The 23763-nt window shown below is 76.1% G+C and carries 20 protein-coding genes and 1 pseudogene; 6 read left to right on the top strand and 15 right to left on the bottom strand.

Translation table 11 applies throughout. The features are described 5' to 3' along the window. Positions 1-49: 49 nt before the first annotated feature. The 5 genes from E1O70_RS01760 to E1O70_RS01740 form a co-directional block, all read right to left on the bottom strand. Complete coding sequence (locus E1O70_RS01760) at positions 50-424, bottom strand: STAS domain-containing protein (RefSeq protein WP_021483854.1); 375 nt, start codon at positions 422-424, stop codon at positions 50-52. Between the two features lie 337 nt (positions 425-761). Beyond that, a complete protein-coding gene (locus E1O70_RS01755) occupies positions 762-1295 on the bottom strand; it encodes an aminoacyl-tRNA deacylase (RefSeq protein WP_061267922.1) in 534 nt (177 codons plus the stop codon). Between the two features lie 60 nt (positions 1296-1355). Continuing rightward, the gene (locus E1O70_RS20280) at positions 1356-1889 is read right to left on the bottom strand and encodes a DUF2087 domain-containing protein (protein WP_061267923.1); all 534 of its coding nucleotides are present in this window, start codon (positions 1887-1889) and stop codon (positions 1356-1358) included. A gap of 128 nt (positions 1890-2017) precedes the next feature. Then, complete coding sequence (locus E1O70_RS01745; protein ID WP_061267924.1) at positions 2018-3757, bottom strand: ABC-F family ATP-binding cassette domain-containing protein; 1740 nt, start codon at positions 3755-3757, stop codon at positions 2018-2020. Positions 3758-4027: 270 nt separating this feature from the next. Further along, a complete protein-coding gene (locus E1O70_RS01740) occupies positions 4028-6103 on the bottom strand; it encodes a D-alanyl-D-alanine carboxypeptidase family protein (RefSeq protein WP_061267925.1) in 2076 nt (691 codons plus the stop codon). A 197-nt stretch (positions 6104-6300) separates the two neighbouring features. Between E1O70_RS01740 and E1O70_RS01735 the strand changes: the two genes are divergently transcribed. Together E1O70_RS01735 and E1O70_RS01730 are read left to right on the top strand one after the other, a co-directional pair. Further along, positions 6301-6819 (top strand): DivIVA domain-containing protein, encoded by a 519-nt coding sequence (locus E1O70_RS01735; RefSeq protein ID WP_167496869.1) that lies wholly within the window; start codon positions 6301-6303, stop codon positions 6817-6819. A 175-nt stretch (positions 6820-6994) separates the two neighbouring features. Beyond that, positions 6995-7567, top strand: a complete 573-nt coding sequence (locus tag E1O70_RS01730) for a hypothetical protein (RefSeq protein WP_061267927.1) — start codon at positions 6995-6997, stop codon at positions 7565-7567. A gap of 243 nt (positions 7568-7810) precedes the next feature. Here E1O70_RS01730 and E1O70_RS01725 read toward each other — a convergent pair whose 3' ends face one another. Beyond that, positions 7811-8620 carry a tetratricopeptide repeat protein gene (locus E1O70_RS01725; RefSeq protein ID WP_061267928.1) on the bottom strand — a complete coding sequence of 270 codons (810 nt, stop codon included), beginning with the start codon at positions 8618-8620 and terminating at the stop codon, positions 7811-7813. A gap of 197 nt (positions 8621-8817) precedes the next feature. Between E1O70_RS01725 and E1O70_RS01720 the strand changes: the two genes are divergently transcribed. Then, positions 8818-9993 carry a GAF domain-containing sensor histidine kinase gene (locus E1O70_RS01720; protein WP_232322677.1) on the top strand — a complete coding sequence of 392 codons (1176 nt, stop codon included), beginning with the start codon at positions 8818-8820 and terminating at the stop codon, positions 9991-9993. A 12-nt stretch (positions 9994-10005) separates the two neighbouring features. On the opposite strand, the gene E1O70_RS01715 is transcribed toward E1O70_RS01720, so the two are convergent. The 3 genes from E1O70_RS01715 to E1O70_RS01705 all read right to left on the bottom strand — a co-directional run bounded on the left by E1O70_RS01715 (position 10006) and on the right by E1O70_RS01705 (position 11894). Continuing rightward, positions 10006-10518 (bottom strand): GNAT family N-acetyltransferase, encoded by a 513-nt coding sequence (locus E1O70_RS01715; RefSeq protein WP_061267929.1) that lies wholly within the window; start codon positions 10516-10518, stop codon positions 10006-10008. Positions 10519-10546: 28 nt separating this feature from the next. Beyond that, positions 10547-11020, bottom strand: a complete 474-nt coding sequence (locus E1O70_RS01710; protein ID WP_082774499.1) for a pyridoxamine 5'-phosphate oxidase family protein — start codon at positions 11018-11020, stop codon at positions 10547-10549. A 145-nt stretch (positions 11021-11165) separates the two neighbouring features. After that, positions 11166-11894, bottom strand: coding sequence for a response regulator (locus tag E1O70_RS01705; protein ID WP_081599919.1), 729 nt, complete (start codon positions 11892-11894; stop codon positions 11166-11168). A gap of 213 nt (positions 11895-12107) precedes the next feature. Between E1O70_RS01705 and E1O70_RS01700 the strand changes: the two genes are divergently transcribed. Together E1O70_RS01700 and E1O70_RS01695 are read left to right on the top strand one after the other, a co-directional pair. Further along, on the top strand, positions 12108-13007 hold the full coding sequence (locus E1O70_RS01700; protein WP_167496870.1) for a universal stress protein: 900 nt from the start codon (positions 12108-12110) through the stop codon (positions 13005-13007). A gap of 51 nt (positions 13008-13058) precedes the next feature. After that, a complete protein-coding gene (locus E1O70_RS01695; protein ID WP_061267932.1) occupies positions 13059-14078 on the top strand; it encodes an arginase family protein in 1020 nt (339 codons plus the stop codon). Positions 14079-14184: 106 nt separating this feature from the next. Here the strand turns inward: E1O70_RS01695 and E1O70_RS01690 are convergent, their stop codons facing one another. The 6 genes and pseudogenes from E1O70_RS01690 to E1O70_RS20055 all read right to left on the bottom strand — a co-directional run. Continuing rightward, positions 14185-15504, bottom strand: coding sequence for an amidohydrolase family protein (locus tag E1O70_RS01690; RefSeq protein ID WP_061267933.1), 1320 nt, complete (start codon positions 15502-15504; stop codon positions 14185-14187). Between the two features lie 20 nt (positions 15505-15524). Continuing rightward, on the bottom strand, positions 15525-17231 hold the full coding sequence (locus tag E1O70_RS01685; protein WP_061267934.1) for a urocanate hydratase: 1707 nt from the start codon (positions 17229-17231) through the stop codon (positions 15525-15527). Between the two features lie 31 nt (positions 17232-17262). Beyond that, positions 17263-18876, bottom strand: coding sequence for a histidine ammonia-lyase (gene hutH, locus E1O70_RS01680; protein ID WP_061267935.1), 1614 nt, complete (start codon positions 18874-18876; stop codon positions 17263-17265). Between the two features lie 283 nt (positions 18877-19159). After that, positions 19160-21544, bottom strand: coding sequence for an ATP-binding cassette domain-containing protein (locus tag E1O70_RS01675; protein ID WP_061267936.1), 2385 nt, complete (start codon positions 21542-21544; stop codon positions 19160-19162). A 238-nt stretch (positions 21545-21782) separates the two neighbouring features. Further along, on the bottom strand, positions 21783-22193 hold the full coding sequence (locus E1O70_RS01670; protein WP_031316030.1) for a VOC family protein: 411 nt from the start codon (positions 22191-22193) through the stop codon (positions 21783-21785). Positions 22194-22419: 226 nt separating this feature from the next. Then, positions 22420-22818, bottom strand: a pseudogene (locus E1O70_RS20055) (helix-turn-helix transcriptional regulator); the annotation flags it as partial. Between E1O70_RS20055 and E1O70_RS01660 the strand changes: the two are divergent. Further along, positions 22817-23635 carry an IclR family transcriptional regulator gene (locus E1O70_RS01660; RefSeq protein WP_061267937.1) on the top strand — a complete coding sequence of 273 codons (819 nt, stop codon included), beginning with the start codon at positions 22817-22819 and terminating at the stop codon, positions 23633-23635. The pseudogene E1O70_RS20055 and the gene E1O70_RS01660 sit on opposite strands and share 2 nt — an antisense overlap. Positions 23636-23763: the final 128 nt, after the last annotated feature.

Below are 23763 nucleotides of genomic sequence, written 5' to 3'. Positions count from 1 at the left end.
CCGGTTCCCACAGCCCCGGGGACCCGGGGCGGCGGCGGGCGCGCGGGTGTCAGACGGCGCCGACGACCTCGATCGGGCCCGTGGAGGCGCCGCTGCGCTCGACGGGGATCCGCCCGCCCATGCCGATCATGTCGAGCAGCTCGACGATGCTCGGCGACGGGTCCCGGAGCACGACCTCACGGCCGTCCTCCTCGCCGAGCATGTAGAGCTGGATGATGAACGCGATGCCCGAGGAGTCGATGAAGGTGACGTCGGCGACGTCCACCACGACGCGCCCGCGGGTGTCGAGCACGTAGGACATCGCCTCGCTCGCGCGGTCGCGCAGCGCCGCGTCCACCTCTCCCCACATCGTCACGACCACGCCGCCGTCCGCCGGGGCGTAGACGATCCCGCTCGTCCGGTCGATCGCGCTGCCTGTGTCCACGGTTCCCGCTTCTCTCGAGTCGTCCTGCCTGCTGTCGGCCGCCCCTCCGGACAACGTCCGGCGGTGGTGGCCTGTTCCCTGCGCCTGCCTCACGGCTCCGTCCGGACGCCGGCCGTGACCGTCGGGCGGCGGGTCGGACGAGGCGACCGTGACCGGAGCACCCCAGAGTCTGCACCCGGCGCGGGGCGCACACCAGCCCGCGCGGCGGTCGACCGCGACCTTCCTCCGAACCCTCACAACCCGGACCGCGTCGGTGCCTCCGCGCGCCGCCCGGAGCCCCGCGAGCGCCACGAGGAGGCGCAGCCCGGGCGGCGTCGCGGTCTCGTTCCCTTACCCGCTACAGGGGCTCGGTGACGTCGGCGACCTGGGCCCCGAGGGCGGCCACGAGGGCCTGCCCGTCGACCGTCGCGGCCACGCCGTGCTCGCCCGCGCCGATGGAGACGAGGTGGTCGCCGTCACCCGGGGCTTCCGGGGTCGCCGGGTCGCCCGCGACGTCCACCTCGTCCTCGCCGCGCACGGCGACCACGCGCACGTCCGCCACGACGGGCCACGCGTGCGTGGCGCCGAACGGCGTGATGGTGCCGCGCTCGTACCCGGTGACGTCGCGCGCGACCTCCTTGTCCGGCATGGACAGGCGCGACACGCCGAGCAGCGCGCGCAGCTTGGGCCACGAGATCTGCCGGTCGCCCGGGACGAGCACGAACAGGTAGTCGTCCTCCGCGCGCCGCACGACGATCGTCTTGAGGACGCGCGCCGGGTGCACGCCGCGCGCGGCGGCCGCCTCCTCCAGCGACCCCACCCGGCCGTGCCGGGTGAGGGTGAAGTCGATGCCCGACGCCTCCAGCGCCGCCACGGCGCGCTCGCTGCTCATGAGAACCGACCCTAGCCCTCGCCCCCGACGTACGGGCTGCCGGACCGGGGCCGCCGCCCGTCAGACGTCGTCGAACTCCGTCACGACGGTGCGCCAGTACTCGGCGCCGTCGCGCGTGCGGTGCACGAGGCCCGCGTCGACCATCGCGCGCCGCAGCGACACCGGGTCCGCGGCGCGCGCCGCGAGCCGCTTGGTCAACGTGAGCTCGGTGACGGGCTCCTCCAGCGGGAGCACCTGCGCCGCGAGGTACCGCACGACGAGCTCGCGGTCGCGCCACCGCTTCGGCATGCGCAGCAGGCGTCCGTCCGTGAGGAAGCGGTCGGGGCCCGTGGGGCGCGGCGTGGGGGCGGTCACGAGCAGGGCCGCGAACCGCTCGGGCGCCGCCCGCAGGAAGCCCGTCTCCTCGCGCACCACGACGCCCGCGGCGAGGAGCGGCGCGAGCCGACGGCGCTCGTCGGCCGACAGCACCGCCTCCGCGGGCCCCTCGCTCACGACGCGCGCGAGCACCTCGAGCCGTCCCGCGTCGGCGAGCGACGCGACCACCTGCTTCCACGCGTTGTCGGGCACCGGGGCGCCCGTCCGGTCGTCGTCCACCGCCCGACCCTACGCACGCCGCGCGGCACACGGCCACCGCGTTCCAGGACCCTGCACCCCGCGCTCCACCTCCCCGCGCCCGACCCGCGCTCCGCCCGGCGGCCGGGCGGACGGGCGCGGCGGGGCCGTCAGGCGAGGTGCACGGCGTCGCCCTGCCAGCGGCGCCGCAGCCACCGGTCGTGCGACGCCACGACCACGGCGCCCGGCCACTCCTCCACGGCCTCCATGAGCTCGCCCGCGAGCGTGAGCGACACGTGGTTCGTCGGCTCGTCGAGGAGCAGCACGTCGGGCGCCTGCGTGACGAGCATCGCGAGCACCACGCGCCGGCGCTGCCCCACGGAGAGCTCCGCGAGCCGTCGCCCCAGGTCGCGCGGCGCGAGGAGGCCGTGCGCGTCCACGGCCGCGTCGCGCGCGTCCGCCGGGTCCACGCCCTGCGCGAGGGCGAGCAGCTCGCGCGGGGTGCGGTCGTCGTCGTGCAGGTGCACGTCCTGCTCGAGCAGCCCCACCCGGACCCCGCGCGCCCGGCCCACGGTGCCGGCGTCGGGCACGAGGTCGCCCGCGAGCACGTGCAGCAGCGTGGACTTTCCGGCACCGTTGGCCCCGGTGACGAGCAGCTGGCTCCCCCGCGCGACCTCGATCGACGGGACGCCCGACGCTGCCATGTCGAGCCGGTCCGGCCGCTCGCCCGGGGCCGCCCCGGGCCCTCCACGCCCGGGCCGATGCACGACGACGCCGCGCGCCCACGCGACCACGTCGCCACCGCCCGGCGCGAGGCGGGTCCCCCCGCTCGGCGGTGCGAAGCGCAGGGGCGGGGGCGGCTTGCGCACCTGGTCGCGCTCGAGCGCGTCGAGCCGCTGCTGCGCGTTGCGCACGCGCCGCGCGATCTGGCCCTGCACGCGCTCGCCCTTGAAGTCGTAGAGGATCTTCGCCTGGTTGCCCCGCTCACGGTTCTTCGCGACGTCCCGGGCCGTCACCGCGACCCCGCGCCGCAGCTCCGCGAGCTCGGCCTGCTCCGCCTCGAAGCGCTGCTCCCAGCGCTCGCGCTCGACGCGCTTGGCCTCGAGGTAGTCGCCGTACGTGCCGCCGTAGAGGGTCCCCGCTCCCCCGCCGCGTGCCGCGTCCCTGCCGCCCGCGCCGCGGAGCGGCTCCGCGACCGGGTCGAGGTCGAGGATCTCGGTGCACACCTCGTCGAGGAACACGCGGTCGTGGCTCGCGAGCACCACGGCGCCCGGGAGCGCGCGCAGCGCCGCGGCGAGGAACTCCGCCGCGGCGTCGTCGAGGTGGTTCGTCGGCTCGTCGAGCAGCATCGCGCCGGGCTGGCGCACGAGCAGCGCGGCGAGGCCGAGCCGCGTGCGCTGGCCCCCGGACAGCGACCCGACCTCGCGGCCGGCGACCCCCTCCACGTCGAGCCCGAGACCCGCGAGCGTGCGCGCGGCCCGCGCGTCGGCGTCCCAGACGTCGGCGAGCTCGGCGCGCGCGAGGGCGCGCGCGTACGCCTCCTCGGCACCGGGGACGGGTTCGCCGCCCGGGTCGCCGGCGAGGGCGAGCGCCGCCTCCTCGAGCTCGCGCTCGATCCCGCGGACGCGCGCGAGCGCGTCGTCGACGACCGCGCGGACCGACGTCGTCGGCGGGTACGGGAACTCCTGGTGCAGGAACCCGAGGTCGGCGGGCCGGCTCACCGTGCCGTCGTCTGGGGCGAGCGTGCCCGCGAGCACCCGCAGGAGCGTGGACTTGCCGACACCGTTCTCGCCGACGAGACCCGTGCGATGGCCGGGGTCGACGGCGAGGTCGACGCCGCGCAGGACCGCGCGGCCCGCGAAGGACACGCGGACGTCGGACGCGCGCAGGACAGGGGTGGGACGTGCCATGGGTGATCACCTACCAGGTGCCCGGGTGGCGCGCGCACGCCGCGGAGGGCGGCGGGGGCCACGGCGACGGGCTCGACGGGACGGAGCGGCCGGGGCGGGTGAGGTTCACATCCCGCCCGACGCTACGCCGTCGGTACGGAAGGCGCACGGCATTTTCGGCGGCGCCCTCGTGCCGGGCGCAACTGCGGACTTCCGCGCGCCCCGTCGCTGTTGCCCCCGTCGGCGCGTCACGACGATGCCCGCCGGCCAGGCCCGAAGGTGTCGCGCGGGTCAGGGAGCGGACGTCTCCGTCTCCTCGGGCCCACGCGTCGGCGTCGGCGTGGCCTCCGTAGGCGAGGGCGACGGCTCGGGTCCGGTCGGCTCCGGCTCCGGCTCGGGCGGACCGGACGAGACGACGATCGCGACCGTGCTGCCGACCGCGACCGTCGCGCCGGAGCCGGGGTCGACGGACAGCACGGTCCCCGCCGCGGCCGAGTTCTCCGTCGTCGTGACGCTGACCTTGAGCTGGGCCTTCGAGAGCGCGGCCTCGACCTCGGCCTGCGACCTGCCGACGAGCCCGCCCGGGACGGTCACCGTCGACGGCTCAGGGTTGGACGGCCCGGGGTTCGACGGCCCCGGGTTCGACGGCTCGGGCGTCGTCGGGGCCGGCGGCTTCGGCGTGGTCGGTGCCGGGGGCTGCGGCGCGGCCGGGGTCGTCGGCTTCGGCGCGGGCGCGGTCGGCGTCGCCGGCTTCTGCGGCGTGGACGGCGCGCTGCTCTCGGCAGGCGTGTACCGCGACGGCATCTTGCCCGCCGCGAAGAACTCGAAGTGCCACGGCTCCGGCTTGGACCCGTTGGGCCGCGCCCACGCGGGGTTGTCCCAGCCGTAGTCCGGGCCGTGCGTGCGGAGCCAGACGTACTCGAGCGACGTCCCCGACGGCACGTTCCCGCCGACGTCGATCGCGAGCCCCCACCCGTGCTGCGACGTGCCGGGCACGGCCGCGAGGTAGGGCTTGACCGCCTTGAGGCGCACCTGCTCGTCGTAGGGGCGGTACGCGTCGGTGATCTTCAGCGCGTACCCGAACTCCTTCTCGAACTCGGCGGCGAGGGCCTCGAGCTGCTCCGCGGCGTCGCAGCGCAGGGTCTTGCCCGGCGCGAAGTCGAGCGCGCACAGCGCCTCCGGCGGGATGCGGCCGTTCTGGTACTGCGCCGTCGAGCCCGCGTACCGCTCGACGACCTCGGCGAGCCGCTCCGCGAGGGTCGTGCCCGCGAGCGCCGTCGCCCCGGCTGCCGGGACGACCCCGACCGGCACGAGGTCGGTGCCGAGCAGCTCGGCGAGCGTCGTCGCGGAGGCGAGGACGTCCTCCAGCGTCACGTCGCCGTGCGCGTGGTCGTCGCCCTCGGCGTGGTCGCCGTCACCGCTGTCAGCCGAGCCGTCGGCCGGGTCCTGGGAACCGTCGATCTCGCCGGGTGCCACCCCGTCGGGCGCGGGCACCTCGTCCTCGGGCAGCGTCCGGTCGCCCGGGGATCCCGGGCCTCCCGGGGATCCCGTGCCGCCGGGGGCGGACGGGTCCAGGGGCGTGCTCGTGCCGGGCGCCGGGCTCGGCGCGCCGCCGGGGCTCGGGGTGACGCTCGGCGAGGGGTCGGTGGACGCGCCGGGGGACGGGCTGCTCGTCGGGCTCGGCGAGGGCGCCGTGGGCGTCGCCGCGGTGCGGACCGCATCCGCCGCCGCGTCCCCGGCGGCGTCGACCGTCGCGGGCTGCTGCGCCGGGCGGTCGGTCGCGGGGTCCTCGGTATCGCCGTCCGTGCCCGTCGTGGTGTCGTCGTCACCAGCGCCGGCGCCTGCGCCCGTACCCGGGCCGAGCGGCTCCGGCAGCTCGGGGACCTGCGCGCCGTCGAGCGACTCGTCCAGGTCGAGGTCGCCGTCGGGCACGAGGGGCGCGGGGACGCGGCGGGCCGCGTCCTGCTGCGCGAGGTAGGTGGCCAGGAGCATGCCGAGCTCGGCGCGAGCCTGCTCGACGGGCGGGGAGACGTGGCCGTCGTCGAGCGCGTTGGCCGTCGCGAGGACCTCGATGGCGCCGTCGAGCTGCTGGCCCTCGTCGAGGCCGGCCCCGAGCGTGCTCGAGAGCGCCGCGACCTGGGTCGCCGTGGTCGCCTCCTGCGCGAAGAACGACGCGCCCGGGCGGGGTTGGGCGCTGCCGGCGAGGGCCGCGGCGAGCGTGATGGCGAGCGCCGACGAGATGAGGACGTGCGACACGGCCCGCGCGCGCCGTCCGAACGACTCCGGGCCCACCGCGGCGGCGGCGGGCGCGGGCTCGGGCGTCACGGGCGCGTCGTCCGCGCCCTCGTGCTCCGCCGTGGTGCTCACCGCTCACTCCCGTGCTTCGTGCCCTGCCACGGACCTGCGGTCCCGCACGCCGGATGTGCGCGTCGTCGCGCCCGACGTCACGGCTGCGCGCGCACACGATCGGTGTGCTGCACGCCACAGTGCCCTCGTCCGCCTACCGTACACCGCGTCCACGAGGCTCTCACCCCGGTCTCATGTTCGCGGTGGACAATCGCCCCATGAGTTCACCGACACGTCACCGCAGGTCAACGTCCCGCGCGCTCGCGCTCGGGGCAGCCGTCGCCGCGACCGTCGCGCTGGGCGGGTGCGCCGAGGACGGCTCGGTGAGCGTGCCGGAATTCACCCTGACGGGCGACCAGGTCCAGCAGTTCCTCGACGACGCGGGCGCGCAGGTCGAGACGATCGGCGAGGACGTCCGGTCGCTCACGGACGACCTGGGCACCCTCCCGGACGACACGCGCACCCGCGCCGAGGAGGCCGTCGCGTCCGCGCAGGAGGCCGCCGACGAGGCCCGCGCCGCGGCGGACGAGGCGGCGTCCGCCACGGACGAGACGCGCGCCCAGGCCGAGCAGCGCCTGGCCGACGCCGAGGCCGCGCTCGAGGACGCGTCCACCGAGCTCGGCGACGTCGCGGGCACCCTCTCCGGCGCCGACGCCGCGGTGCGCGACGCGATCGAGAGCCTGCGCACCCGGGTCGACGAGCTCCGCGCGGACCTCGAGGACGCGTCCGGCTCCTGACCGCACGGGCCGGGCGCGGGCGGCCCGCGCCCGGTGTCGCCGGACCCTCGTCCGCACCGGGGACCTAGGTCCCCGGGCCCGGCGACTTTTGCCTGACGTCCACCCTTCCTTCACAGGGGTTTGCTTGGTCTCAGGAGCCCGACCGCACCGGACGGGTCGATGAGAGGGGACAGTGATGAAGGGGACGATCGAGCGGAACGCCAACGCGCCGCTCCCCACGGTCGAAGGCACCGAGCCGGAGACCCTCAGCCTCGCGGAGCGCGCCACGCGACCCACCCAGGTGGTGCTCGGCGTCCTGCGGATCACGATCGGGTTCTACTTTCTCTGGGCCTTCCTCGACAAGACGTTCGGGCTCGGGTTCGCCACCCCCGCCGAGCGGTCGTGGATCAACGGGAACAGCCCGACCACCGGCTTCCTGTCGAACCTCGAGGGCACGTTCTCGGGCTTCTTCGGCGGCCTCGCGGGGAACGCGTTCATCGACGTGCTCTTCATGGTCGGTCTGCTCGGCATCGGGCTCGCCCTGATCCTGGGCATCGGGATGCGGATCGCCGCGGTGAGCGGCACGCTCCTGCTCCTGCTCATGTACCTGGCCGAGCTCCCGCTCGTGACCAACCCGATCATCGACGACCACATCACGATGTCGCTCACGATCATCGCTCTCACGCTCCTCGGGGCGGGCAGCGTGCTCGGGCTCGGCAAGACGTGGAAGAGGATCCCGTTCGTCCAGCGCAACGCCTGGCTGGTCTGACGGTTCGACCGCCCGCCGTGTGCGGCGGGCCACGGGGCGACCGATACCGCGCGACGATCTGAGGCCGTCGCTGCAGGGAGTCGCTCCCGGGGGAAGAGGGGCGTGCGGGCGGTGGGGAGACCACCCGCACGTCCCGCCCTCCGCGCCCGGCAGGGCGACCGACAGCTCGACGGAGCCGGTCGCCCGCCGGGCGCCTTTCTGCGTGCCCGGCCTGGGCAGCCCGGTCCGGTGCGCCCCCCGGCGTCAGCCGAAGCGGGCCAGCAGCTCCGCCGCCTGGGGATCGCCCTGGGCGGCCGCCTCGTGCCACAGGGCCATCGCCTCGGCGACGCGGCCCGCCCGGAGGCGGAGCACCCCGAGGCTCGTGCGCGCGGTCGGCTCGCCGGCGAGCGCCGCCTGCTCGAGCAGGTCCTCGGCGTCCGGCCCGCGGCCCGCGCGCACGTAGAGGTCCGCGAGGGCCGCCGCGACGCGCGCCTCGCCCGACCCCGCCCACCCCTCGAGCAGCGCGACGGCGTCGTCCGGGGTCAGCGCGCCGCTGCGCACGAGCTCGACCGCCGCCTCCCAGCTCTCGCCCGACGTCGCCGCGAGGACGTCCTCGGCGGCGTCGCGCTCCCCCAGCTCGGCGAGCACCTGCGCGAGCCGCACGGCCGCGCCCTCGACTCCCTGCGCGAGCTCGTACCAGCGGCGGGCCGCGTGCAGGTCGCCGCGCTCCGCCGCGACCTGCGCGGCCATGAACGCCCCCAGCGCGTCGCCCGCCAGACCGGCGAGCTCGAAGCAGCGGAACGCCTCCACGGCGTCGCCCGCCTCGTGGTGCGCGACGCCCAGCCGGTACACGGCCCCCGGCACGCCCTGCTCGACGGCCGCCTCGTAGAACGGGACCGCGGCGGCCGGGCTGCCGAGCGCGCGCAGGTCGTCGGCGATCGCGACGAGCTCGGCCGGGTCGTCGGGGTGCAGGTGCCCGACGGCGGACCGCAGGTCCGCGAGGGCGCTCGCCGCGGCCTCGGCGGGCGCTCCGGAGCGCGGGGCGACGTCCGCGCCCTGGTCGGTGGTCGGCATGCGGCACCGCGTCCCTTCGGCCCCTGCGTCGACGGCCCGGTGGTCCGGGACCTGCGCGACGGCGACGTGCGGCCGGCGGCAGGACGGCGTCGGACGTCCCGAGATGTGGACGCACGATAGCGCGGCGGTGTCGCCCACGTCACACCCCGGGCGAGACGGGTGCCGCCCGGCCGCCGGGGTCTGGGAGACTGCATCGGGTGAGCGGAACGACCGACCTGCCGGCCAGCGCCGGGCAACGCGTGCTGGACGCCGTCGTGGCGGTGACGAGCGACCTCGACCTGCCGCAGGTGCTGCGGCGCATCGTCGACGCGGCGATGGAGCTCACGGGCGCCCGGTACGGCGCGCTCGGGGTGCTCGACGCCTCGGGGCGCGAGCGCCTCGCGCAGTTCATCCCCCTGGGCCTCTCGGACGACGAGGTCGCCGAGATCGACCACTGGCCGCACGGCGAGGGTCTGCTGGGCGAGCTCATCGACCACCCGGCGCCCATCCGCGTGCCGGAGATCGCCGACGACGTGCGCTCGGCCGGCTTCCCCGAGGGCCACCCGCCCATGCACACGTTCCTCGGCGTGCCGGTGCGGGTGCGCGACACGGTGTTCGGCAACCTCTACCTCACCGACAAGCAGGTCCCCGGGGGCGGGTGCGAGGAGTTCACCGCGGAGGACGAGGCGGCCGTGGTCGCGCTCGCCGCCGCCGCGGGCGTCGCCATCGAGAACGCGCGGCTCTACGGCCGGGCGAAGCAGGTGGGTGTGCTGGAGGACCGCGACCGGATCGCGCGCGACCTGCACGACGTCGTCATCCAGCGCCTCTTCGCGTCGGCCATGACGCTCATGAGCGTGCAGCCGCTCGTCAGCGACCCGAACGCGCGCACGCGCATCGAGGAGACCGTCTCCGACCTCGACGAGACGATCCGGCAGATCCGGTCCACGATCTTCGCGCTGCACACGGCCACGGACCCGGACGCGCCCTCGATCGAGGACCGGTTCCGCGCGCAGGCCGAGGCCGCGACGACCGTGCTCGGGTTCGCGCCCGAGGTCGACGTCGAGGTGGCGGCCGAGGGGTCGGGCGCGGGCGTGACCGACGGCGGCCCCAGCCTGCCGGCCGAGGTCGCGGACCAGCTCGTCGTCGTGCTCGGCGAGGCCCTGACCAACGTCGCCCGGCACGCGCAGGCGAGCCGCGTCGTCGTGCACCTGGCCGTGACCGCGCACGAGGCGCGCCTCACCGTCACGGACGACGGCGTGGGCATCCAGCCCGGCGGCCGGCGCTCCGGCCTGCGGAACATGCAGGCGCGCGCCGCCGCGCTCGGCGGGTCGAGCACCGCGACCGCCCGGCCCGACGGCGGCACCCGCCTCGAGTGGTGGGTGCCGCTCGGCTGACGCGTCGGGTGCTCAGAGCGTCCGGTGCATGACGTGCAGGCCGACGAGCCCGTGCACCGGGTGGTCGAACGCCTCGGGGACGGTCGCGAGGATCGTGAACCCCAGCGACTCCCAGAGCCGGACCGCGCGCTCGTTCGTCTCCACGACCGCGTTGAACTGCATCGCCCGGTAGCCGTCTGCGCGCGCACCGTCGAGCACGGCGCGCGCGAGCGCCCGGCCGACGCCACGCCCGGCTCCGTCGGGCCCGACGACGAAGCTCGCGTTCGCGACGTGCGCCCCGGCACCGGGGTGGTTGGGCAGATACTTCGCCGTGCCGAGCACGGTGCCACGGGCACCGTCCTCCGCCGGGACCGCGACGAGGACACGCGCGCCCGGGGCGTCGAGCCACGCGGCCCGGGCGTCGGCCTCCGTGATGTCACGCGGGTACGTGTACGTCTCGCCCGCGCGGAAGACCGGCTCGAGCGCCCGCCAGATGCCGGGCCAGTCCGCGGGCGTCCCGGCACGCACCTCGATCGTCGCAGTCACCGGTCGAGCGTAGTGCGCGGGCCGCGGGTCAGCGCAGGATCCTCCGGCCGGTCACGATGCGCGGCACGACCTTGATGACGCGGTCGCGCACGCCGGGCACGAACGTCACGAGCGGGAGCGAGAGCAGCCGCGCGCGCTCCACCGGCTCGGTGACCTCGAACGTGCGGCCGACGAGCACGACGGACCACCCGGAGCGGGCGTCGGCGTCGAACGAGTCGACCTCGAACGCCACGACGGCGCGGCTGGCGGCCACCGCGAGCTTCGAGCCCTCCGCGGTCCGGAACACGACGTCCGGGCCGTCGAGCACGAAGTTCACCGGCTGGATCGCCGGCAGCGCGTGGTCGGTGTAGACGATCCTGCCCACGGGGACGGTCGCGAGGAGCGCGTAGCTCTCCTCCGGCGTGAGCTCCGCGAGCCCTGCCGAGGCGCGCGGGCGCTCGGCCGTCGCGAGCCCCCCGCTCCCCACCGGTGCCCCTGTCCCGGTCCGCTCGACTGTGTCCATCTCCACATCGTCGCGCCGCGGTGTCAGATCCGGGAGTGCCGAAGGTCCCGACGCCGCGCGGTCGCCCGGTCCGTGGGCGTCGGCCCCCGGTCCGTGCGCGGGCGAGCCCTCGGGCCCCGTCCCGCCCTGCGGGTCGGGCCCGCCGTCAGGGACGCTGCGCCGGGCCACCGTGCTGCCGGTCCCCGGTGGGACCGCCCGCGCCCGGGGCGCCCTGGCGGGACGCCTCCTCCTGGCGCATCTCGGTCGCGAGGACCGCGACCTGGGTGCGGCGCTGCAGGCCGAGCGTCGCGAGGACGTGGGAGACGTAGTTCTTGACCGTCTTCTCCGCGAGGTAGAGGCGCTTGCCGATCTCGCGGTTCGTCAGGCCCTCGCCGATGAGCGCGACGATCTGGCGCTCCTGCTGGGACAGGCCCTCGAGGCGGTCCGGCGTCTCGTCCGCGGCGTGGCGCAGGCGCTCCAGCACGCGCGCGGTGCTCGCCGGGTCGAGCAGCGACCCGCCCGCCGCGACCGTGCGGACCGCGCCGACGAGGTCGGACCCGTGGATCTGCTTGAGCACGTACCCCGACGCCCCGGCGAGGACGGCCTGGAACAGCGCCTCGTCGTCGGCGAAGGACGTGAGCATGAGGCAGCCGACCTCGGGCAGCTCGGAGCGCACCTCGCGGCATACCTCGACGCCCGAGCCGTCGGGCAGGCGCACGTCGAGGATCGCGACGTCGGGGCGCGTCGCCTTGATGCGGGCGAGCGCGGAGGCGGCGGTGCCGGCCTCGCCGACGACGGTGATGTCACCGGCGGCCTCGAGCAGTGCGGCGACGCCGCGGCGGACCACCTCGTGGTCGTCGAGCAGGAACACGCGGATCGGGTGGGGAGAGCCCATGCCCTCAACGTAGCCGGTCGGAGGGGGATTCTCGCGCGCGCCCGCCCGTGGCGCCGCGGGTGCGGGACCTTCGTCCCGGTGGGTCGTGCCGAGCGTCCCGCGCGTCGGGGGCGGTCGCCGGGTGCGGCGGACCGCCCGCGCGCGGTATCCAGGAGGTGTGGCAGGTGGCGGGACGACCGCCACGAAGGGGACGACAGGACCGAGGTGGTCATGGTGAGCGGATCGACGCAGCAGGTCGTGCTGGTCGGTGTGGACGGCAGCACGACGAGCGGCAAGGCCCTGGACTGGGCGGTGCACGAGGCGGCGCGTCGGGGCGCGGAGCTGCGCGTGCTGCACGTCGCGTACGTGCCCGTCGTCGCGACGCCGTTCGTCGGCGGCGCGTACTACCCGAGCGTCGAGGAGCTCGGCGAGATCGCCGGCCCCATCCTCTCGGCCGCCACCGAGCGCGCCGCGCGCGTGGACGCGTCGGTGCCCGTGCGGACGCTGCTGCGCTCCGGCCCGCCCTCGGAGGCGCTGCTCGACGAGGCCAAGGATGCCGACCTCGTCGTCGTGGGGTCGCGCGGGCTCGGGTCCGTCGGGTCGATGTTCTTCGGGTCCGTCGGGACCCGGCTGGCCGCCCGCGCGCCCGTGCCGGTCGTCGTGGTGCCGCCGTCCGTGGACCACGTGGAGCGCACGACCGACGTCGTGGTCGGCGTCGACGGGTCCGTGCACGGCGACGCCGCGCTCCGGTTCGCGCTCGACGAGGCCGCGCGCACGCGCTCCCGCGTCGTCGCGGTGTGCGCCTGGCGCCTGCCCGCCGGGCCGCTGTGGGAGGAGAACCCCGCGTTCTACACCGCCGCCGAGCGCGACGCGCGCGCCGAGGCGTCGCGCACCGTCGAGGCCGCGCTCGGGCGCGTGCGCACCGCGGAGCACGACGACGTCCTCGTCGAGACGTTCGTCGTCGACCGCGAGCCGTCCGTCGCCCTCCGGGAGGCCGCGGCGGGGGCCGCGCTGACCGTCGTCGGCTCGCGCGGCCGCGGCGACCTGCGCGGCATGCTCCTCGGCTCGGTGAGCCAGGAGGTGCTGCACCACGCGACGCACCCCGTCGCCGTCGTGCACGCGGCGCGCGACTAGGGTGCCGTCCGCGCGGGGCGGGGACGCCGTCGGGCCGCTAGCGTCGAGACCGTGAGCGACGACGCGCAGGCCCTCCCGCACGACACCTCGTGGCCCCGGGCGGGCGACTGGCCTGGGCCGACGGGTGACGCCGTCGACGTCGCGCTGCTCGGCGTCCCGGCCTGGCGCACGTCGCTCTCGCCGACCGGCGCCCACGCGACACCCGCCGCGGTGCGCGCCGCGCTGCGCCGGTACAGCCCCGCGCTCGTCCCCGACCGCCCGCTGCCCGACGGCGGCCCCTCCGCCCGCGTGCGACCCGTCGCCGGCGTCGGTGCCCGAGGCCTCGGAGAACGGGCCGATCCCGTCGACCTCGCCGAGCTCACGTTCGCCGACCTGGGCGACGTCGACGAGCCCGACGGCGCCGAGGGCGAGGCCCGGACGCGCGCGGCGGCCCGGACCGCGCTGGAGGGCGCTCGGCTGCTCGTCGCGCTGGGCGGCGACAACTCCGTGACCGTCGCGACCGCGCTCGGCGCGTGGGGCGACGACCTCGCCACCGCGGGCCTCGTCACGCTCGACGCTCACCACGACCTGCGCGACGGCGTGTCCAACGGGTCGCCGGTACGGCGTCTGGTCGAGGCGGGGCTCGACCCGCGGCGGGTCGTGCAGGTCGGCATCGCGGACTTCGCGAACTCCGCCGAGTACGCGCGCCGCGCCGTCGAGCTGGGGATCACCGTCGTGCACGTCGACGAGCTGCGCCGGCGCGGGCCCGAGGAGGTGATGCGCGCGGCCATGGAGGTCGCGGGTGCCGCGGGCGGGCCGGTGCACCTCGACGTGGACGTCGACGTGTGCGACCGCTCCGTCGCCCCGGGCTGCCCCGCGAGCGTCCCCGGCGGGATCGCGGCGTGGGAGCTGCGCGCCCTCGTCCGGGCCGCGGCGCTCGACGGCCGGCTCCGCTCCGCCGACGTCGTCGAGGTCGACGCGACGGCCGACGCCCCCGACGGCCGCACGGTCCGCCTCGCCGCCCTTTGCGTCCTGGAGCTCGCGGCCGGCCTCACCCTCCACCCGCCGACCCCGGAACCGGCACTGACGTAGCCCCCCCCCCCCCCGCCGAGCAGGCGGTTCCGGCCGGTCCACCAGGTGGTCCTGGCACGACACGCGCCCTGGACGCACCAGGACCACCTGTTCGACGCCGGGTGAGTCAGGGGTGGGGATGGGGGTGGGGGTCTGGGGGGCCCGACCTCCACGTCTTCGCGACCAGGGGGACGCCGGGGCGGTAGGCGAGGTGGGTGCGACTCGGGGCGTCGAGCAGCACGACGTCGGCCCGGGCTCCGGGGGCGAGGTGCCCGACGTCGTCCCGCCGCAGCGCGAGCGCGCCGCCCGCGGTCGCGGACCACACGGCCTCGGCGACGGTCATCCGCATCTCGCGGACCGCGAGCGCCACGCACAGCGGCATCGACGACGTGTAGCTCGACCCGGGGTTGCAGTCGCTCGCGAGCGCGACGACGGCCCCCGCGTCGAGGAGTCGTCGCGCGTCGGGGTAGGGCTGGCGCGTCGAGAACTCGACGCCGGGGAGAAGGGTCGCGACGGTCCCGGCGCCCGCTCCCGACGTCGCGACGGTCCCGGCGACGGCTCGCGACGTCCCGTTCGGCCGCGTCCCGCTGTCGGTCCACGAGCCGGCGAGCGCCGCGACGTCGTCGTCGGTGAGGTACGTGCAGTGGTCCACCGCGGCGGCGCCCAGCCCGACGGCGAGGCGCACCCCCTCCCCCGGCCCGAGCTGGTTCGCGTGCACGCGCACGCCGAGCCCGGCGGCGGCCCCGGCCTCGAGCACGCGGCGGGACTGCTCGGGCGTGAACGCGCCGGTCTCGCAGAACACGTCGACCCACCGGGCGTGCGGTGCGCACGCGGCGAGCATCTCCCCGCACACGAGGTCGACGTAGGCGTCGGCCCGGCCCGCGTGCTCCACCGGCACGACGTGCGCCCCGAGGAACGTCACCTCGGGCGTCACCTCGCGCGCGAGCCGCACCGACCGCTCCTCGTCCGCGACGGTGAGGCCGTAGCCGCTCTTCACCTCGACCGTGGTCGTGCCCTGTCGGGCCGCCTCGTCGAGGTGCCGGGCCAGCCCGGCGCGGAGCACGTCGTCGGACGCGGCGCGCGTCGCGGCGACGGTCGACCGGATGCCGCCCGCCTCGTACGGGCGCCCGGCCATGCGCGCCTCGAACTCGGCGGCGCGGTCGCCCGCGAACACGAGGTGGGTGTGCGAGTCGACGAACCCCGGGAGCACCGCGCGCCCGCCCGCGTCGACCGTCACGTCCGGCTCCCGTCCGTCCAGCGCGTGCCCGACGGCGTCCCGCGCCTCCCGGGCCGGGCCCGCCCAGGCGACCCGGCCGCCGTCGAGCAGCAGGACGGCGTCCGTCACCAGGCCGGTCGGGTCGCCGTCGCGCGTGCCGGGGCCGCCCGGGGCGTTGGTCGTCAGCTCGCCGATGCCGGTGACGAGCGTCGACCCGGGCCCCGCGGACATGCCCGCCGCGCGTCGTCCCGTCACGGCGTCTCCCGCGCGGGGACGCGGAGCCCGCCGCGCTCGGCGGCGGCGACCGCGTCGTCGTACCCGGCGTCGACGTGGCGCAGCACCCCGAGGCCCGGGTCGTTCGACAGCACGCGCGCGAGCTTGGCCGCGGCGAGCGGCGTGCCGTCCGCGACGGACACCTGGCCCGCGTGGATCGAGCGGCCCATGCCGACGCCACCGCCCTGGTGGATCGAGACCCACGTCGCGCCCGACGACGCGGCCGTGAGCGCGTTGAGCAGGGGCCAGTCGGCGATCGCGTCGGAGCCGTCGGCCATGGCCTCCGTCTCGCGGTACGGGGACGCGACCGACCCGGCGTCGAGGTGGTCGCGGCCGATGACGACCGGGGCGCGCACCGCGCCCGACGCGACGAGGTCGTTGAACGCCAGTCCGGCGCGGTCGCGCTCGCCGTGCCCGAGCCAGCAGATGCGCGCGGGCAGGCCCTGGAACGCGACGCGCTCCTGGGCGGCGCGGATCCAGCGGTGGAGGTGGTCGTCGTCGAACAGGTCGAGCACGGCGGCGTCGGTCGCGGCGATGTCGCGCGGGTCGCCCGAGAGCGCGGCCCACCGGAACGGGCCCTTGCCCTGCGCGAACAGCGGCCGGATGTACGCGGGCACGAACCCCGGGAAGTCGAACGCCCGGTCGTACCCGCCGCGGCGCGCCTCGTCGCGGATCGAGTTGCCGTAGTCGAACACCTCGGCGCCCGCGTCGAGGAACCCGACCATGCCCTCGACGTGCCGGGCCATGGACTCGCGCGCGCGGTCGGTGAGCTCGTCGGGCTTCGCGGCGGCGTAGTCCGCCCAGTCCGCGAGGTCCACCCCGACCGGCAGGTAGGACAGCGGATCGTGCGCCGACGTCTGGTCCGTGACGACGTCGACCTCGACCCCGCGCCGCAGCAGCTCCGGCACGACCGTCGCGCTGTTCCCCTCGACCCCCACCGACAGCGCCCGCCGCTCGCGCCGCGCGTCCTCCACGAGCCGGACCGCGGCGTCGAGGTCGTCGGCCACGACGTCGAGGTACCGCTCGCGCACGCGCCGGTCGAGGCGCGACCGGTCGACGTCGACCACGAGGCACGCGCCGCCGTTGAGCGTCACCGCGAGCGGCTGCGCGCCGCCCATGCCGCCGCACCCGCCGGTGAGCGTGAGCGTCCCGGCGAGGGTCCCGCCACTGAGCCCCTGCCCGCCCTGGCGGGCGGCGAGCTTCGCGGCGACCGCGGCGAGCGTCTCGTACGTGCCCTGGAGGATGCCCTGCGCGCCGATGTAGATCCACGACCCCGCCGTCATCTGCCCGTACATCGTCAGGCCCGTCGCCTCGAGCCGCCGGAACTCGGGCCACGTCGCCCAGTCCCCCACGAGGTTGCTGTTCGCGAGCAGCACGCGCGGCGCCCACTCGTGCGTCCGCAGCACCCCGACCGGCTTGCCCGACTGCACGAGGAGCGTCTCGTCGTCCGCGAGCGTCGTGAGCGTGCGGACGATCGCGTGGTAGCTCGGCCAGTCGCGCGCCGCGCGGCCGGTGCCGCCGTAGACGACGAGGTCGTCGGGCCGCTCCGCGACCTCGGGGTCGAGGTTGTTCATGAGCATCCGCAGCGGCGCCTCGGTCTGCCACGACCGCGCGGTGAGGGTCGTGCCGCGCGGGGCGCGGACCGGGACGGGCGTGCCGAGGCGGTGGGTCGGCTCGTGGACCATGGTCGTCTCGCTCCTTCGGGTCGGGTGGGTCTCAGGCCAGGTGCCCGACGGCGGCGCTCGCCGCCGCGGTCACGGCACCCGTCGCGACGAGGCGGGTCACGGCCTCGATCTCGGGCGCGAGGTAGCGGTCCGGTCCGGGGCCCGCGGCGGCCGTGCGCACGAGGTCGCGCACGGCGCCGGTCCCCCGCGCGGGGTGCAGGGACCCGGCGTCGCAGCGGAGGTCGAGGGCGCGCGTCGCGGTGAGCAGCTCGATCGCGAGGACGCGGCCCAGCCCGTCGACGGCGCGGCGGAGCTTGCGCGCCCCGGCCCAGCCCATGGACACGTGGTCCTCCTGCATGGCCGACGACGGGATCGAGTCGACGCTCGACGGCACCGCGAGCCGCTTGAGCTCCGAGACGATCCCCGCCGCCGTGTACTGCGCGATCATCAGCCCGGAGTCGACGCCCGGGTCGTCGGCGAGGAACGGCGGCAGGCCCTCGTTGCGGGCCTTGTCGAGGAACCGGTCCGTGCGGCGCTCGCTCATGCTCGCGACGTCGGCCGCGGCGATCGCGAGGAAGTCGAGCACGTACGCGACCGGGGCCCCGTGGAAGTTGCCGTTCGACTCGACGCGCCCGTCCACGGTGACGACCGGGTTGTCGATCGCCGCCGCGAGCTCCCGGCGCGCGACGGCGGTCGCGTGGTCGAGCGTGTCGCGCGCGGCGCCGTGCACCTGGGGCGCGCACCGCAGCGAGTACGCGTCCTGGACGCGCGTGCACTCGGGCCGGCCGTCGGCGTCGAGCGTGCGGTGGCTCGCCACGACGGGCGAGCCGTCGAGCAGCGCGCGCAGGTTCGCGGCCGACACCGCCTGGCCGGGGTGCGGCCGCATCGCCACGAGGTCGGCCGCGAACGGCGCGTCCGAGCCGAGCAGCGCCTCGACGCTCGCCGCCGCCGCGACGTCGGCCGTCGTGAGCAGGGACCGCAGGTCGTGCAGCGCGAGCGCCAGCATGCCGAGCATGCCGTCCGTGCCGTTGATGAGCGCGAGGCCCTCCTTCTCGCGCAGCGCGAGCGGCGCGATCCCGGCCGCGGCGAGCGCGTCGGCAGCGGGCACGACGGCTCCCGTCGCGTCCCGGACCTCGCCCTCGCCGAGCGCCGCGAGCGCCACGTGGGCCAGCGGCGCGAGGTCGCCCGAGCACCCGAGCGAGCCGAACTCCCGCACCACCGGGGTGATCCCGGCGTCGAGCATCGCGGCGTACGTCTGCGCGACGACGGGGCGCGCCCCGGTGCGCCCGGTCGCCAGGGTCGCGAGCCGCAGGAACTGGAGCGCCCGCACGACCTCGCGCTCGACCTCCGGCCCCGACCCCGCCGCGTGCGACCGGACGAGGCTGAGCTGGAGCTGCGCGCGCCGCTCGACCGGGATGTGGCGCCGCGCGAGCGCCCCGAACCCGGTCGAGACGCCGTAGTGCGGGCGGTCGTCGTCCGCGAGCCCTTCGACGACGGCGCGGCTCGCCGCCATCGCCTCGACCGCCGCGTCCGCGAGCCGGACGCGCGCGCCGTGCCGCGCGACGTCGACCACGTCGCCGATCGTCAGCGGACCGTCGCCCACGACGACGACGCGCGCGGCGCGGGCCGGGTCGGAGACGGCCGGGGAGTGCGTCGTCGCTGCCATGCCCCCAGGACACACCGCGCCTCGACGCGCCGGGAGCCCGCTGCGACAGGTTCGGTCTGGGATGCCAGACAGGCCCCCTGTTCCCTCCCCGACCGCAGCAGCCAGCCCTCTACCGCAGCTACCGACGCCGCCGCCGACGCCGCCGCTGACCAGGTCATCCCGGCGAGCCGAGCAGGCGGTCGTGGCGCGTCAGCTGCCCGGGACGCGCCACGATCACCTGTTCGGCACCGGGTGGGGGCTGGAAGGGGGCGGGAGGGTCGGGCGGCGGCGGGGTGGCAGCGGGTCAGGCGTTCACGTAGGCCGCGAGGTGCTCGCCCGTCAGGGTGGAGCGGGCCGCCACGAGGTCGGCCGGGGTGCCCTCGAAGACGACGCGACCGCCGTCGTGCCCGGCGCCGGGGCCGAGGTCGATGATCCAGTCCGCGTGCGCCATGACCGCCTGGTGGTGCTCGATGACGATGACGGACTTGCCCGCGTCGACGATCCGGTCGAGGAGCCCGAGGAGGTTCTGCACGTCGGCGAGGTGGAGGCCGGTCGTCGGCTCGTCGAGCACGATCACGCCGCCCTTGTCGCCGAGGTGGGTCGCGAGCTTGAGGCGCTGGCGCTCGCCGCCGGACAGCGTCGTGAGGGGCTGGCCGAGGCTCACGTACCCGAGGCCGACGTCGTCGAGGCGTTCGAGGATCGCCGCGGCGGCCGGCACCTTGCCCTCGCCGGACGAGAAGAACGCGCGCGCCTTCGCGACCGGGAGGTCGAGCACGTCGGCGATGTTCAGCCCGCCGAGCGTGTAGTCGAGCACCGAGGCCTGGAACCGGCGGCCCCCGCAGTCCTCGCACGGGGTCGAGACGGTCTCCATGAAGCCGAGCTCGGTGTAGATGACGCCCGCGCCCTTGCACTCGGGGCACGCGCCCTCGGAGTTCGCGCTGAACAGGGCGGGCTTGACGCCGTTCGCCTTCGCGAACGCCTTGCGGATCGGCTCCAGCAGGCCCGTGTAGGTCGCGGGGTTGCTGCGGCGCGACCCCCGCACCGCGCTCTGGTCGATCGTCACGACGCCCTCGCGCCGCGACACCGACCCCTCGACGAGCGAGCTCTTGCCCGACCCGGCCACCCCGGTCAGCACGACGAGCACCCCGAGCGGGATGTCGACGTCCACGTCCTGCAGGTTGTGCGCGTCCGCGCCGCGGATCTCCAGCGCGCCCGACGGCGAGCGCACCTCCTCCTTGAGCGTCGCGCGGTCGTCGAGGTGGCGGCCGGTGACGGTGTCGCTCGCCCGCAGCCCCTCGACCGTGCCCTCGAACGTCACCCGGCCGCCCGCCGTGCCCGCACCCGGGCCGAGGTCGACGACGTGGTCCGCGACGACGATCGTCTCCGGCTTGTGCTCGACGACGAGGACCGTGTTGCCCTTGTCGCGCAGCTGGAGCAGGAGGCCGTTCATGCGGTCGATGTCGTGCGGGTGCAGGCCGATGGTCGGCTCGTCGAAGACGTAGGTGACGTCCGTGAGCGACGACCCGAGGTGGCGCAGCATCTTGATGCGCTGCGACTCGCCGCCCGACAGCGTGCCCGACGGCCGGTCGAGGCTGAGGTAGCCCAGCCCGAGCTCGACGAACGACGCCAGGTTCTCGCCGAGGGCGTTGACGACGGGCGCCATGTGGGGGTCGTCCAGGTCGCGGATCCACGCGGCGAGGTCGGTGATCTGCATCGCGCACAGGTCCGCGATGTTCACGCCGCGGATCTTCGACGAGCGCGCCGACTCGGACAGGCGCGTGCCACCGCAGTCGGGGCACGGCGCGAACGTCGCGGCGCGCTCGACGAACGCGCGGACGTGCGGCTGGAGCGAGTCGACGTCCTTGGAGAACATCGACTTCTGGATCTTGGGGATCAGGCCCTCGTAGGTGACGTTGATCCCCATCGCCTTGATCTTGGTGGGCTCCTTGTAGAGGAAGTCCTGCATCTGCTGGTCGGTGAACTCGCGGATGGGCCGGTCGCCCGGGAAGAACCCCGACTCGGCGAACCCGCGCACCATCCACCCGTCGGCGGTGTACCCCGGGATTTTGATCGCGCCGTCGCGCAGCGACTTGGAGTCGTCGAAGATCTCCGTGAGGTCGAGGTCCGAGACCGCGCCGCGCCCCTCGCACCGCGGGCACATGCCGCCGTGGTAGATCGCGTTGCGGACGATCGTCTTCTCGCCGGTGGCCGACGTCATGATGCCGCTCGCCTTGCGCGCGGGGATGTTGAAGGAGAACGCCGTGGGCGGGCCGACCTGCGGCTCGCCGAACCGGCTGAACAGCACCCGCAGGATCGCGTTCGCGTCGGTCACCGTGCCCACCGTGGAGCGCGGGTTGGCGCCCAGCCGCTCCTGGTCCACGACGATCGCCGTCGTGAGCCCTTCGAGCACGTCGACGTCGGGGCGGTCCAGCGTGGGCATGAAGCCCTGGAGGAACGCCGGGTAGGTCTCGTTGATGAGGCGCTGCGACTCGGCGGCGACGGTGTCGAACACGAGCGAGCTCTTGCCCGACCCGGAGACGCCCGTGAACACCGTGAGACGCCGCTTCGGGATCTCGACGCTCACGTCCTGCAGGTTGTTCGCCCGCGCCCCCTGGACCCGGATGACGTCGTGCGCGTCGGGGTCCTGGCGCTCCGAGGTCGGGGTTCCCGTCGTCGTGGCCGTGCTCATGCGTGTCTCCTCGTCGTCGAGCCTCGTCGCGCGGTCGGGCGACCGGTCGACGGCGCCGACCGCCCGCTCCCGGCAGCCCGGGAAGAGTCTGCCGGAGAGCCGGACGGTCGGCGCGTGGATGGGTGCGGTGCGTGGACGTCCCGGGGGTGAGGACCGGCCGGGCGGTCGGGACTCATCGCGCCGTGCGCGACGGCGGCGCGGAACCGGGCGACGGAGCGGGACCGCGGCGGGGCGGAGGTCAGGAGCGCTGCTGGATGCGGATCTCGTTGCCCGCCGGGTCGCGGAACGCGCAGTCGCGCACGCCGTAGGGCTGGTCGATCGGCTCCTGCACGACCTCCGCCCCCGCGGCCTCGATCCGGGCGAACGTCTCGTCGACGTCGGGCGTCGCGAGGTTGACGCCGAAGTACGCGCCCTTGGCAACGATCTCCAGGAGGGCGCGCTTGTCGTCGTCGTTGAGGCCCGGGGTCGCGGCCGGCGGGTGCAGCACGATCGCGGTGTCCGGCTGGTCGGCCGGGCCCACGGTGATCCACCGCATCCCCTCGTAGCCGACGTCGTTGCGGACCTCGAAGCCGAGCACGTCGCGGTAGAACGCGAGCGACGCGTCGGGGTCGGTCTGGGGCAGGAAGCTGGAGTTGATGGTGAGGTTCATGAGAACGACGCTAGGACCGCCGTCCGGCCTGCGCTTCTCGATTCCTGACCGGTCGCGTGACGCGCCGCGCGACGCACGCCGGCAGCCCGTCCAGCCGCTCCGCGCCGGGGACGGCGCCCGCCTCGGCGGCGGACGCGGCGCCCGACGCGGTGCCCGGTGCAGCACCGTGCGCGGTGCCCGGTGCCGCCGCCGCGGCCGTCCGCGACTCCGCGGGAGCCGGGGACCCGGCGTCGGACTCGGCCGCGCGCCGTCGGTACACGCTCGGCGGCACGCCGACGAGCTCGGTGAAGCGCGTGCTGAACGTCCCCAGGGACGAGCACCCCACCGCGAAGCACACGTCCGTGACGCTCAGGTCGCCGCGACGCAGCAGCGCCTTGGCGCGCTCGATCCGCCGCGTCATGAGGTACGCGTACACCGACTCCCCGTACGCCGCCTTGAACTCGCGGCTGAGGTGCCCGGCCGACACGTGCACGCCGGCCGCGAGCGCCGTGACGTCGAGCGGCTGCGCATACTCGCGGTCGATCCGGTCGCGCACGCGTCGCAGGCGCGCGAGGTCGCGCAGGCGCTGGTCGTCGGGCGTCGTCGTCACGCGTCGATCGTGCCACGGGCCTACCGTGGCCTCCATGCCGAGCGACGTCCCCGCCGCGCGCCAGGCCGTGCGCGTGCTCACGTTCCTCGCCGCGCAGGCGGGCCCGTCGCCCGCGGCCGCCGTCGCGCAGGGCCTCGGGCTGCCCCGCTCGACCGTCTACCACCTGCTGTCCGTCCTCGTCGACGAGGGGTTCGTGACCCACCTCCCCGAGGAGCACCGCTACGGGCTCGGGACGGCGTCGCTCGCGCTCGGGTCGGCGTACGCGCGGCAGGCGCCCCTCGCGCGGCTCGCGCGGCCCGTCGTCGCGCGCCTCGTCGAGTCGACGGGCGAGAGCGCGCACCTCGCCGTGCTCAACGGGCGCGAGGTCCTCTACCTCGTCGAGCAGCGCGCGCCGCGCCGCCCCACGCTCGTGACCGACGTCGACGTGCGCCTCCCCGCGCACCTCACCGCGAGCGGGCGCGCCGTCCTCGCCGGCCTCCCCGCGGCCCAGGTCCGCGCCCTCTTCCCCGGCGCTGCGGCGTTCGCCGACCGCACCGGCGTCGGGCCGCAGACCCTCGGCGCCCTGCGCGAGGTGCTGCGCGGCGTCCGACGGCGCGGCTGGGCCGAGGAGGACGGCGAGGTCACCCCGGGCCTCGCGTCCGTCGCGCACGCGGCCGTCGACCACACCGGGCTCCCCGTCGCCGGCATCGCCCTCACCTTCTGGTCCGACGACGCCCCGCCCGCCCGCCGCGCGGAGCTCGCCGCCGCCGTCGGGCGCGCCGCCGCCGAGGTGAGCCGCCGCCTGGGCGCCCGCGCCACCCCGACCCGCCCGGCGAGCCCGCCCGCCCCGTCCGCCCCGTCCGCGCCGAGGTAGAGCTCTGGTCTGCCGAGGTAGAGCCCTGGTCTCTTCCCTCGCTGAACCTGGGCTCTACCTCGCGGGACCTGGGCTCTACCTCGCGGGACCTGGGCTCTACCTCGGCTGACCGGGGTGGAAGCGGCGTT

It is taken from the genome of Cellulosimicrobium funkei, from assembly GCF_004519295.1.
Taxonomy (GTDB): Bacteria; Actinomycetota; Actinomycetes; order Actinomycetales; family Cellulomonadaceae; genus Cellulosimicrobium; species Cellulosimicrobium funkei.
The sequence above is the reverse complement of the archived record's forward strand: the minus strand, read 5'-3'. Positions and strand labels throughout refer to the sequence as shown.